This is a genomic window from Lentibacillus jeotgali, from assembly GCF_000224785.1.
Taxonomy (GTDB): Bacteria; Bacillota; Bacilli; order Bacillales; family Amphibacillaceae; genus Lentibacillus; species Lentibacillus jeotgali.
Genome location: NZ_AGAV01000025.1, coordinates 68116 through 81567, shown reverse-complemented (window position 1 = coordinate 81567; position 13452 = coordinate 68116). Strand labels below are relative to the sequence as shown.

Annotated in this window: 10 protein-coding genes; 1 reads left to right on the top strand and 9 read right to left on the bottom strand. The window is 43.3% G+C overall.

The window, feature by feature from the left end:
- Positions 1-5: 5 nt before the first annotated feature.
- The 7 genes from polA to citZ form a co-directional block, all read right to left on the bottom strand.
- Entirely contained in the window at positions 6-2645 is a 2640-nt protein-coding gene (gene polA, locus ON01_RS18005) for a DNA polymerase I (protein WP_010532419.1), read from the bottom strand.
- A 135-nt stretch (positions 2646-2780) separates the two neighbouring features.
- Positions 2781-4163, bottom strand: coding sequence for a two-component system histidine kinase PnpS (gene pnpS, locus ON01_RS18000; protein WP_010532418.1), 1383 nt, complete (start codon positions 4161-4163; stop codon positions 2781-2783).
- Positions 4163-4855 carry a response regulator transcription factor gene (locus ON01_RS17995; protein ID WP_010532417.1) on the bottom strand — a complete coding sequence of 231 codons (693 nt, stop codon included), beginning with the start codon at positions 4853-4855 and terminating at the stop codon, positions 4163-4165. Before ON01_RS17995 ends, pnpS begins: the two co-directional genes overlap by 1 nt.
- 183 nt (positions 4856-5038) lie before the next feature.
- Entirely contained in the window at positions 5039-5512 is a 474-nt protein-coding gene (locus ON01_RS17990; protein ID WP_010532416.1) for a hotdog family protein, read from the bottom strand.
- 607 nt (positions 5513-6119) lie between these two features.
- Positions 6120-7058, bottom strand: a complete 939-nt coding sequence (gene mdh, locus ON01_RS17985; RefSeq protein WP_010532415.1) for a malate dehydrogenase — start codon at positions 7056-7058, stop codon at positions 6120-6122.
- A 233-nt stretch (positions 7059-7291) separates the two neighbouring features.
- The gene (gene icd, locus ON01_RS17980) at positions 7292-8566 is read right to left on the bottom strand and encodes an NADP-dependent isocitrate dehydrogenase (RefSeq protein ID WP_010532414.1); all 1275 of its coding nucleotides are present in this window, start codon (positions 8564-8566) and stop codon (positions 7292-7294) included.
- Between the two features lie 159 nt (positions 8567-8725).
- The gene (citZ, locus tag ON01_RS17975; protein ID WP_010532413.1) at positions 8726-9835 is read right to left on the bottom strand and encodes a citrate synthase; all 1110 of its coding nucleotides are present in this window, start codon (positions 9833-9835) and stop codon (positions 8726-8728) included.
- Positions 9836-10132: 297 nt separating this feature from the next.
- On the opposite strand from citZ, the gene ytvI reads away from it, so the two are divergent.
- A complete protein-coding gene (ytvI, locus tag ON01_RS17970) occupies positions 10133-11242 on the top strand; it encodes a sporulation integral membrane protein YtvI (RefSeq protein ID WP_029329192.1) in 1110 nt (369 codons plus the stop codon).
- Between the two features lies 1 nt (position 11243).
- Here the strand turns inward: ytvI and ON01_RS17965 are convergent, their stop codons facing one another.
- Positions 11244-11633, bottom strand: coding sequence for an FxsA family protein (locus ON01_RS17965; protein ID WP_010532411.1), 390 nt, complete (start codon positions 11631-11633; stop codon positions 11244-11246).
- 37 nt (positions 11634-11670) lie between these two features.
- Positions 11671-13431, bottom strand: a complete 1761-nt coding sequence (gene pyk / locus ON01_RS17960; RefSeq protein WP_010532410.1) for a pyruvate kinase — start codon at positions 13429-13431, stop codon at positions 11671-11673.
- Positions 13432-13452 lie beyond the last annotated feature (21 nt).

Here is a 13452-nt window from a genome sequence, read left to right as displayed (position 1 = left end):
TCCCCTTATTTTGCATTAAACCAGCTGTCACCATATTCATAATCAACTTTCAATGGCACATTCAAGTCCACGGTATTCTCCATGACGGCTGGTACGATTTCTTTTAGTTGCTTAATCTCTTCTTTTGGTGCTTCCAGGATCAATTCGTCATGCACCTGAAGCAGCATCCGTGCTTCGAGTTTCTCATCTTTGAGTTTTTCATGCAGATCAATCATTGCTTTCTTGATAATATCAGCAGCACTGCCCTGAATTGGCGTATTCATAGCCGTACGTTCAGCAAAGGAACGCCGGTTGAAATTTCTGCTTGTAATTTCAGGCAAATAGCGTCTGCGATTCATGATTGTCGTGACGTAACCCTGATGTTTTGCCTCCTGGACAATGTCATCCATATACGCTTTTACATCAGGATAGCTATCAAAATAACGTTCGATGAACTGCTTGGCTTCCTTTCGTGTTATACCAAGGCTCTGCGAAAGACCGTAATCGCTGATACCATAAACAATCCCAAAGTTCACAGCTTTGGCCTGACGGCGCATATTGGATGTTACCTCTTCCCGCTCAACATGGAATACATCCATTGCTGTCTGGGTATGAATATCAAGGTTATTCGTGAATGCTTCAACCAGCTTTTCATCACCCGCTATATGGGCGAGTACCCGTAGTTCAATTTGCGAATAATCGGCAGCAAACATAACCCAGTCTTTCCTGGACGGCACGAATGCCTGTCGAATCTTACGCCCCTCCTCCAGCCGGATTGGGATATTCTGCAAATTTGGATCGACCGAACTCAAACGGCCTGTCTGTGTCAACGCCTGATTATAGCGCGTGTGGATTTTATGGTTATCCTGATCCACCACTTTCAGCAGTCCTGCAATATAAGTCGACTGTAATTTTCCCAATTGCCGGTAAAGTAGCAGTTTCGGAATGATCTCATGTTCATTTTGCAGCTGTTCGAGAACATCCGCTGCTGTTGAATAACCCGTTTTCGTCTTTTTGATCACTGGAAGACCAAGTTTTTCAAACAAAATCGGTCCAAGCTGTTTCGGTGAATTCAAATTAAATTCCTCACCGGCCAGTTCATAAATTTCACGCTCAAGATCACTGAGCCGCTGTTTCAGATCATCGCCCATTTCCCGAATGCGCTCAACGTCAACAAGTACACCGGTATGCTCCATTTCACCCAGAATAAGGGCAAGCGGCATTTCCAATTCTTTGAGCAGTTCATATTGTTCATTCGATTTTAGCTGCTCTTTCATATCATCTTTAATCTGAAACAGAACGTTTGCTTTTCGGGCAACATGTTCACTCAGCTTGTCCTGTTCAGGCACCTGCATCTTGGCGCCTTTTCCGTAAACCTCTTCATCAAACAGCACATCTGTCGCGCCCAACCTGTGAGCAATCGCCGGAATATCATGATTGTTCTCAGCCGGATTGAGCAGGTAAGATGACAGCAGCATATCAAACGTGATGCCCTTAATATGGATATCCTTATTCAACAAGGCCACCAATGTTTTCTTCGCATCAAATACGACTTTGGATTTACTGCTGTCCTCAGCCCATGATTTAAATGCTTTTGACTCAGTGGCCGTTTCGGCCGGAATAAAATACGCATTGGATTGATTCACGACACCAATACCTTCAATCGTGCCATAATGATAGTTTTCCTCAAGCATTTCCAGCACCAACGCGGCCTCATCACCCAGCATGTCTTCAGTGACATTGTCAACAACTGTATAATCAATGTCACTTAGTTCAACTTTTTCCTCGTCAGCGTCATCCGTCTCACCGCCAATCCGGTTCAACAGTGACTGAAAACCCAGATCCTTAAATATAGCACTGACTTCGGCTTGCGGATAACCTGCATAAGTTATCTTCTCAAGCGAAACGTCGATTGGTGATTCACGGTCAATGATGACAAGCTTCTTGCTCATAAACGCATCATCTTTATGATTTTCCAGCTTTTCTTTTAATTTCTTACCGCTCACTTCAGCAAGATTCTCGTATACATTATCAACCGTTTCGAACTGTTTCAGCAGTTTGACAGCCGTCTTTTCCCCGACTCCCGGTACTCCCGGGATATTATCCGAACTATCGCCCATTAATGCCTTCAGATCAATAATCTGTTCGGGAGATATGGACATCTTTTCCTGCATGAACCCAGGTGTGTATGCTTCAATGTCGCTGATGCCTTTTTTGGTCAGGTTCACTGTTACCTTGTCCGACACAAGCTGAAGCAGGTCCTTGTCCCCGGAGATAACCGTAACATCCCAGTTCTCCCCCTGCGCCTGCTTTGAAAGCGTGCCGATGATATCATCAGCTTCATACAAATCAAGCTGATAATGCGACACATGAAACGCATCAAGCACTTGTTTCAAAAGCGGAATCTGTTCCGATAATTCAGGCGGCGTCTTCTGCCGACCGCCTTTATATTCTTTATATGTCTCATGCCGGAAAGTCGTTTTGCCGGCATCAAAGGCAACGAGCATATGTGTCGGTTTTTCATCCTCAATAATTTTCAAAAGCATATTGGTAAAACCATAGACGGCATTTGTATAAACGCCCTTATCATTATTCAATAATGGCAGTGCAAAAAATGCCCGGTAAATGACACTGTTCCCATCAATCAGTACAAGTTTATTACGCATCAAAACATCCTCCGATCATAGCGTTATCATGCATCAATAATCCGCCAAAGGACGACGGCTAACTGTCCATAAATACCCGATTTTGTTCAACTTATCATCATTATTTTAACATAGTATAACAAAAAGCACCCCCGATTAAGAGGATGCCGGATCATTTTTCGGTAAATAGACATGAAAGGTTGAGCCTTTATCCGGTTCACTTTCTACCGATATGTTTCCATCATGCACTTCAACAATGTGTTTGACAATTGCCAGACCCAGTCCTGTGCCACCGGTATTCCGACTTCGTGCCTTATCAACCCGGTAAAAACGCTCAAATATTCGCGTAATAGCTTCTTTCGGGATTCCGATGCCGTCATCTGATACGTGTATGTGGATCGACTCGCCTTCATCCGTCACAGCCAGATTCACTGCGCCGTTTTCACCAGTGTAACTGATGGCATTGGTTAGTAAATTCATGATAATCTGTTTGATTCGTTCACCATCAGCCCTAAGCGTTATGTCCCCTTTCACATCTGTTGTCAGCGTAATGTCTTTCTGTTTCACCCGCTGATCAATAACCGGCAAAACTTCTTCAATCAGCTGATTCATATCCACATCGGTCCGGGCTATTTTGAATTCATCAGATTCAAGTCGAGACAGGGTCAACAAATCTTCAATCAGGCCCTGCAGACGCGAGCTTTCATCATAAATAATCGTTAAAAACCTATCGAGTGATTCCTTATCATTTTTTGCCCCGCTGAGCAGTGTTTCCGCAAAGCCGCTGATTGATGTGATCGGTGTTTTCAGCTCGTGCGAAACATTTGCCACAAAGTCTTTGCGCATCAGTTCGAGCTTTTTCAAATGGGTTATATCATACAGCAGAAGAACAGCACCTTTCAGCATTCCGCGTTCATTAAATATCGGCGCACCGACAATTTCAATGTATTTAGTATCGATCTCGAACGTCTGGGTGAACGAGTGTTTGATGTTTGTCTCGTACAGGAACGCTTCCTGAACAGTTTCATGTATTGTTTCATCTGCGAGCACGTCGTAATATAAATAACCCTGATAGTCATGGGCGTTCCCGCCAAACATGGATATAAACTTGCGATTGACCAAATGGATATAGCCTTTTTCATCAATCAGCACTAAACCACTCTGGGTATTGTCAATTACCGTTGAGAGTCTGTCTTCCTGCATCTGTTCCTGAATTTCAAACTCACTCAGATTCCGTGCCAACGCATTTAATTTATTGTTCAACTCAGCAATATTGCCGCCTGCCGAATGATGAATCCGTACCCGATAGTTGCCTTTAACAAGTTCGTTTACTGTCTGAGTCGTCTTTTTTATCGGTTTCATATATTTATCATAAAGATGAAGCATGATAATTAGCAGAATGAAATATTCCACAAACAAAATTGATCCGAGGATAATGTATTCAGATGTCAGTTGGGCTGCAGCGACCCCCGTTAGAAAAACGAGCGAAAACAGACCTGCATGATAAGCTAATAGCGGTTTTTTAAATAAAGGCAGCATTATTTCGGTTCCTCCATTTTATAGCCAAGCCCGCGGACTGTCTTAATATAGACGGGCTTTTTCGTATCCGGCTCAATCTTTTCGCGCAAATGGCTGACATGGACATCAACAATACGGGTGTCCCCCACAAAGTCATAATTCCACACAGCGCTCAGAAGCTGGTCACGTGACAGAACAATTCCTTTATGGGAAGAAAGGTAGTATAAGAGCTCAAATTCCTTTCTGGTAAAAGTCAGTGCATCGCCATTTATCTCAGCTTCATAACGATCGGGATAAATGATTAAATCTCCAATCTGTGTTGAAAGTGTATTTGCCTCTTCAATTTTTTCCGACCGTCTTAGAATTGCTTTTATCCTTGCAACAACCTCTTTAGGGCTGAACGGCTTCGTTAAGTAGTCATCTGCGCCAAGTTCCAGTCCCAATACCTTATCAAATTCCTCATCTTTTGCGGTCAACATCAGAATCGGGGTGTCAATTTTGTTTGTCCGCAAATGCTGGCAGACCTCCATGCCATCCATTTCAGGAAGCATCAGATCAAGGATAATCAGGTCAAAAACTGCTGATTCAGCTTTAGATATGGCTTGTCCACCATCATAAGCAACATCCGTTTCAAAGCCAGCCTGCTCAATATTAAATTTTAAAAGTGTCACGATTGATGCTTCATCATCAACAATCAAAATTCGCTTCCCCATCAACAATCCCCATTTCTATCTCAATATATTCTACCTTTATCTTACAATGAAAGAGACGCAAAGTGAACAGATGGAGATGTAAAGAAAAATTTACAAAGGCTAATAGCGGCGCCATTATTGCTTTGCAGTTCTTGCCCGGAAAGAAGTTATGAACTGGGATTAATATTCTAAAAGCATTAACTGTTAAAAGAAATTCTCCAGTGAACTCCCTGTCAGTGATTCAGGTTCATAGGCAGGTGAGGCATTCAGTTTTCCCTGCAATATTGCATTACCGTCACCATCAAAACCGATAATTGAAAGTGTTGCTTCATGATTCTCAAAATCTATCGCAATGACTTCAAGTGTTATTTTCACTTCGGAATAATGGAACAGTGGTTTTGGAAATGTTATCTCATGCTGGGTGATATGACTGCCTGGTCCGGGCAGATGCAGGGAAACAATGGATGATACCATGCCAAACAGCATGACGGACGGAACGACAGGTTGTTTATATGGGGTCTGCGAAGCATAATCATGCTGAAGGTAGAGCGGATTGGCATCATCAGTCAACCCTAAATATAATAATAAGTCCTTGTCTTCGATAATATGAGATGCTGTGTACGAATCCCCGATCCGCAAATCCTCAATCCTTTTTCCCAGCTTTCGTTTGCCAATCATTGAATCACCTCCATTCCTGTAAGCGCTTTCCATTATACCAGAAAATGTGAACTGCCGCTATAGCAGTTATTAAATAAAGCTTCTCTTTAACATCATGAATAAAGAGAAGCTTTTTCTATAAGACTCTTAAATTTAAGATTGTTGTTACACAACGTTACAGTTGAGATAAACTGCGACATAAACCAGAAGTTAGCGAGAATCTCTAACGACGCAGCTGGAATATACTCGCTTCCCGTGGGCTCACCACAAGCCTCCTCGCTCGCAAAGAACGCTCGCTGTCGGGTCTCTTAGGCTCGCTTTCCCACAGGAGTCTCACATATTCCAGCTGCTTTTAAGCGTTAAGCAATCCAGTTTTATCTGTCATAAAATATTTTGTTTTACCAAGATATAGTGAACAAAACTTAGCGGAGGAAATACACGGAGACTCCTGTGGGAGCAGAGGCATAGGTGAGACCCCGCAGTGCGTCAGCACGCGGAGGCTCACCAGCCCCCACGGAAAGCGTAGTGTATTTCCGAAGCGTTATTATCGCACACAAGTTTTTTGTGTCGCAGTTTATAGATTTTGTGTCAAAAAGCACCTTTTAGTAAACAACTTTCAGAAGTTTATTTACTTAAATACATCAAGTACATTCTTCACGGATTCTGCTGATTTGTCCAATTGGGCTTTCTCATCGTCAGTCAGGTCAAGTTCGATGATTTCTTCCAGACCGTTCCCGCCAATGATAGTAGGGACACCTAGATAAATGTCTTTGTAGCCATATTCGCCTTCCAGATAGGCAATTGATGGAAGGACGCGGCGCTGATCTTTCAGGATTGCTTCCGCCATAACAGTCAAGGAAGCAGCAGGTGCGTAATAGGCACTGCCATTACCCAATAAACCAACTATTTCTCCGCCGCCTTTGCGGGTACGTTCAACGATTTCATCGAGACGCTCTTTGGAAATCAATTTTTCGAGTGGGATTCCGCCGGCATAGGAGTAACGGATTAATGGCACCATGTCATCGCCATGTCCGCCGAGAACAAAGCCGGTAATATCTTTTACAGACAGATTCAGTTCCTCAGCGACAAATGTGCGGAACCGTGCCGTATCCAATACACCTGACTGCCCGATAACCCGCTCTTTAGGAAGCCCGGATTCTTTGAAAACAGTATAAGTCATTGCGTCTACCGGATTGGTTAAGACAACAATTGTCGTGTCCGGTGAATATTTTACGATATCCTTTGTGATGGTCTTCATGATTTTAGCATTAGTATTGACAAGATCATCACGGCTCATGCCTGGCTTACGGGCAATACCGGCAGTGATGATGACAAGATCGGAATCCTTCGTGTCTTCATAATCGGCTGTACCGGTAACATTGGCATCAAAGCCCTGTATAGGACTTGCTTCCTTCATATCCAAAGCTTTCCCTTTTGCCGGGTCTTCCATATCCGGAATATCAACCAAAACGACATCCCCCAGTTCCTTTTGTGCCATCATTAAGGCTGTCGTAGAACCGGTGAAACCAGAGCCAATGACAGAAATTTTCCTCCGTTTAATAGCCATGCAAATCCCCTTCCAGCATTAAGAAAGATATTATTTTATAAAGTGAAATTTCATTCACCGGGGTGCATTTCCCCGTTGAATGTTAGTTGAACCGAATCGGGCATTTACGAACAGTTAGTCGTCGTTTTTTGACGGGTTACTGTTCGTTACATGCGGGAAAAAGCAGCTGACAAAACAAGCAATGTCAGCTGCCATATCCCTTTTATAACAGTAAGAGCACTTCCGTTTTCACTTTAATCCATGTTTTTAATCAGTTCATCGCCGAACTCGGATGTTTTCACTTCGGTCGCGCCATCCATCATACGGGCAAAGTCATAAGTGACCACTTTAGAGGCAATTGTTTTATCCATTGCTTTCATAATAAGGTCACCCGCTTCTCTCCACTCAAGATGGTTAAGCATCAGAACAGCTGATAGAATAACAGAAGACGGATTAACTTTGTCCATGCCCGCATACTTCGGTGCGGTGCCGTGTGTCGCTTCAAAAATCGCATGGCCGGAATCATAGTTGATGTTTGCTCCCGGCGCAATGCCGATACCGCCAACTTGGGCTGCCAGCGCATCAGAAATATAGTCACCATTCAGGTTCATTGTGGCAACAACATCAAATTCTTTCGGTCGAGTCAGAATCTGCTGCAGGAAGATGTCGGCAATTGCATCTTTGACAAGAAGTTTGCCAGCAGCGACCGCTTCATCTTGTGCTTTGTTTGCCGCATCTTTGCCATCTTTTTCAACGATACGGTCATACTCAGCCCATGTGAAGACTTTATCGCTATATTCCTGTTCAGCAACTTCATATCCCCATGCTTTAAAGGATCCTTCCGTGAACTTCATGATGTTACCTTTATGTACTAAAGTAACACTCTTACGTCCTTCATTAAGCGCATAGTCAATTGCAGCGCGGACCAAACGCTTTGATCCTTCTTCAGATACTGGCTTCACACCGATTCCTGAAGTCTCAGGGAAACGGATATTGTTGACATCCATTTCATTTTGCAGGAAGTTGATGACTTTTTTCACATCATCTGAGCCTTTCTGCCACTCAATACCTGCATAAATATCTTCAGTATTTTCACGGAAAATGGCCATATCCACATCTTCAGGATTTTTGACCGGTGACGGAACACCTGTGAAATATTGGACAGGTCGCAGGCAGGTAAATAAGTCCAGTTCTTGACGCAATGCAACATTGAGGGAACGAATTCCACCGCCGATTGGTGTCGTAAGCGGACCTTTTATTGCGATTTTATATTCGTCTATCGTTTTAAGCGTTTCATCCGGCAGCCATTCACCAGTTTTATCATATGCCTTCTGACCAGCATAAACTTCTTTCCAGTCAACCGCTTTCTCGCCATTATAGGCTTTTTCCACGGCAGCTTCAATGACCCGGCGTGCTGCAGCCCAAATATCCGGCCCAGTTCCGTCACCTTCAATGAAAGGCACAATTGGACGATTTGGAACATTCAGCTTCCCATTATTATCAACTGTAATCTTTTCCCCTTGTGTCATATAAAATACCTCCTATTTCTTCTTTAAACAATTATCAGTGTATCATAAAGTGAAATTTCATTCAGCAGACAGTTATTCTGCTGAATGTTAGCTGAACAGAATCGCAGTGAAACTTCCTCTGCAGAGAGTTTTTCCGCTTAGTGTTAGGCATCGAATGTGTTATCGATTTTCAATGGCTACATATTCCTGATTTTTGGGACCGACATATTCTGCACGCGGACGGATTAAACGGTTGTTATCGTATTGTTCCAGAATATGTGCGAGCCACCCGGATATACGGCTTGTTGCAAAGATTGGCGTAAATAGGTCATGGTCAATTCCCAGGCTGTGGTAGACGGAGGCTGAATAAAAGTCCACATTGGCTGGAAGACCTTTCTCTTCTTTAATAAACTCTTCAATTTTTACTGACATGTCATACCATTTTGCTTGTCCGGTGATTTTCGTCAATTCTTTTGACATTTCTTTCAGGTATTTGGCTCGGGGATCGCCATTTTTATAGACACGGTGTCCCATACCCATGATTTTTTCGTCGTTTTCCATTTTTTCTTTGATATATGGAATGGCATTTTCCACATCACCTATCTCTGTGAGCATAGCCATTACGCGCTCGTTAGCACCGCCATGAAGCGGTCCTTTCAACGCGCCGATTGCAGCCGTTATACCGGAGTAAATATCAGACAGGGTAGCGACACAAACACGTGCTGTAAATGTTGAAGCATTTAACTCATGATCGGCATGCAGGATGAGTGCTTTGTTAATTGCCTCTTCTTCGGTATCCTTTGGCTCTTCACCATTCAGCATGAACAGGAAGTTTGCCGCAAAGCTTAGGTCCTTCTTCGGTTGAATAGGCTCCTGACCTTTCCGGATCCGAGCGAAGGCCGTCACAATCGTAGCTATTTTGGCCTGGAGCCGGACTGCTTTTCGCTTATTTGCAGCCTGGTCCATCACATCAGCTTCTTCATCATAAAGCCCCAAAATAGATACTGCAGATCGTAATGCGGCCATTGGATGGACAGTTGACAGATCATATGAACGAAGATGCTTTATTACTGCTTCAGGCAGCTCCATTTCAGCTGTCAAATCAGCTTTAAATGCTTCCAGTTCTGTTTTAGTCGGCAGCTTCAAATTCCATAAAAGATAGACAACTTCTTCAAAACTAGAATTTTCAGCCAGGTCATCAATAGTATAACCGACATAAGTCAGCTGGTCATTAATAATTGAGCTGATGGATGTTTCGGTTGCGACAACCCCTTCTAGCCCTTTTGCCATAACAAACCCTCTCCTTTTTCTATGAATTGTTCATTAAGTTAGGATAAAGTAACGTATTACTGTATGTGACAATATTTTAACACGTAACATTGCCATCCCCACGGACAATTATAAAGTATTATAACCATTATGTGAATTGAAACCGATTAAATTTGGCAATATTTTTTTGCATAAATAAACATTTTTATAACCTTTTCATCGGTTTTAACCCTAAAATTTCTGTCTGAAGTCTATTTTACCGTTTTTCGTCATATGTAAAATAGTACAGGCCATTTTCTGCCGTTTGGGGGTTTCAGAGTGTCTAAACAGAGGATGCACCAATTCTTTCGATTCTGCATAATCATATTATCCATCGTGGCAATGTTTTTAATCTTACAGTACATATTTTCTTATATTTACCCTTTTTTGCTTGCTGTTATTCTTACCCTGTGTCTGAACCCTGTCGTTACATTTTTGGAGAAGACAATTAAAATGCCCCGTGGCCTTGCCGCATTTGTGGTACTCGCCTTAACGGCAACAGCTATACTGGGAATTATTATCCTTCTGATTTCCGAATTGATTCAGGGCACCACTTACTTAGCAAAAAATATGCCCGATTATTTTCGCACGTTTGCAATGATTGTGGAAACATATATTAACGAGCATCTTCTGCCATTATATCATAAGCTTGCTTCCTTTGTTCATACATTAAACCCTGAGCAGCAGGCAAACATAAATGAAAGCATTAACGGTATCATTGATCAGTTTGCGTCATTCAGCACTAATGTCGTGCAAAATCTTTTGCTGCAAATACCAGCGGCAGTGACCTTATTGCCCAGCTCTTTTACGTTTTTCTTATTCACGATTCTGGCAACATTTTTCGTGACAAAAGACTGGTACCGGCTTGTTTCCACATTCAAAAAAGTGACCCCAAAAAATGTGCTGCACTCAGGCAGCAGTGTCTGGAATCACTTGCGAAGAGCCTTTTCCGGTTTTATCAAGGCACAGCTATTGATCATGTCACTGACCTCATTCACAATATTGGCAGGCCTTTTGCTGTTTCAGGTGGATTATGCATTGACGATTGCGTTGTTTACAGCGCTGGCAGATGTTTTGCCGTTCATCGGAACAGGGCTCATTTTTGTACCGTGGATAATTTATTTGTTTTTGACAGGCAGCTATCCGCTGACCATTGGTCTATCTATTTTATATATGATCGTTGTCATTCAGCGTCAGCTGCTTGAACCAAAAATAGTGTCAGACAAAGTGGGGGTGAACCCCCTTATTACTTTGATCGCTTTGTTTATTGGTCTCCAGATATGGGGGGCATTTGGCTTAATCCTTGGCCCATTTCTGGTGATTACCGGTGATGCCCTTTACCGGGCGGGGGTTTTTCATCAGGCCGCCCGGTTCATAAAAGGGTCATGAGCTACCATCTCCGGTAAATAAAAGTGCTCTTTGACGCCAAATTGCGCAATAATCTTTCCAACATTCCTTTAAAAGGGCTGCGGGTGGGCGGGAGCACTAGAATAAAACCGGCTATGTCTGTAATAAAACCGGGAGCAAACAGGAATACCCCGCCGACAAAAATACATATGCCATCGATAATCGCATCACCTGGCGGCTTGCCCTGATTCATTGCAATCTGAGCCCTTCTCCATGCATCAAGACCTTCTTTCCGGGCCAGCGAGACACCAACTATCCCAGTTAAAATGATTAATCCAACAACCCACCATGGGCCTATGACGCCGCCGACCCAGACGAATACTCCAATTTCAACGGCAGGTACGATTATTAACGCAAGCAACAGCCAACGCATTGTTTGCCCCCTTTACATCCAAACTTCAATGTCTATTCTAGAGTACTCTTGCATGTCCTTTGTAAATATCACCTTTTGCGCCATCGATGGTAATATCGGTTCCATTCTCAATTTGCTCAAATACGTCTTTGACGCCGACGATAACCGGTATGCCAAGACTCAGTCCGACAACAGCAGCATGCGAGGTCAGACCGCCTTCTTCAGTTACAATACCTTTCGCCTTTTCGACTGCTTCCATCATATCCCGGTCTGTGCCATACGTTACGAGAATGTCATTTTCGGTGACCTTCTCAATCGCTTCTGAAGCATTTTTTGCTATGACAGCGTTACCGTATGCACTGCCACGTCCTATGCCTTGACCTTTAGCCATGACATCACCTATCACATGAACCTTCATAAGATTTGTTGTTCCGCTTTCTCCCATTGGCACACCGGCTGTAATGATAACTCTGCTTCCGCGTTCAAACAGATTCGTGCTTAATCCCTGATCAACTGCTATATCGAGCATTTCATCCGTGGAATCTGACTTGCTTCCCATAACAGCATGTACGCCCCATATGAGTGACAGCTGACGATTAACATGTTCATTAAATGTCACGGCAATAATCGGCGCTTCCGGACGGTATTTTGAAATCATTCTGGCAGTATGCCCGCTTTCTGTTGGGGTAATAATGGCGCTGACTGACAGGTTCACCGCTGTATGCGTGACCGATTGGCTAATGGCATCGGTCATTGTCATATCAACAGTTCTCGAGCGGTTATCCAGAATAAGTTTATGATCCAGAGCGCTCTCTGCTTTTAAGGCAATGTTGCTCATCGTTTGGACCGATTCGACCGGATAATCGCCCGCAGCTGTCTCACCTGAAAGCATAATGGCGTCTGTACCGTCAAAAATCGCATTGGCCACATCGGATGCTTCAGCCCGTGTTGGTCTCGGATTACGCTGCATTGAATCAAGCATTTGCGTTGCGGTAATGACCGGTTTTCCAACAGTGTTACATTTTGTAATCAACTTCTTCTGCACAAGCGGTACATCCTCAGCTGGCGTTTCTACTCCTAGATCCCCACGCGCGACCATCACACCGTTGCTTACTTCCAGGATGGAATCGATATTGTCGACCCCTTCCTGATTCTCGATTTTTGGAATGATTTTAATGTGTGTCGCATCATGTTCTTCCAGGAGTTCTTGTATTTCCAAAATATCGGATGGACGGCGAACAAACGAAGCTGCAATATAATCAATATCCTGTTTAATACCGAATTTGATGTCTTCTGCATCTTTTTCCGTGATTCCGGGCAATTTCACACTAACATTTGGCACGTTTACACCTTTTTTGTTTTCAATAACGCCGGAATTCAGTGCCTTTGTTTTTAATTCCTGATTTTCAGGATCAATCTCCAGTACTTCCAGTTCAATTAATCCGTCATCAAGCAAAATTTTAGAACCGGGATGTACATCATTGATCAGTCCGGGGTAAGTAACGGAAAAACGTTCAGCAGTCCCTTCCACTTCTTTCATAGACACATGAACAACACTGTCTTGGATAATTTCAGCTTCACCATATTTAAAGGTGCCCGTTCGGATTTCAGGACCTTTTGTATCCAGGAGAATCGCAATTGTTTTTCCTGTTCTTTCAGCCGCCTCCCGGATATTTTGAATCCGCTGCCCATGCTCGGCGAAATCGCCATGAGAAAAATTCAGCCGGGCAACATTCATACCGCCCTCAATTAGCTGTGTGAGTGTTTCTACTGATTCTGATGCAGGACCGATCGTACATACAATTTTTGTTTTCCGCATTTCCTGCGCCTCCTTCTGTTA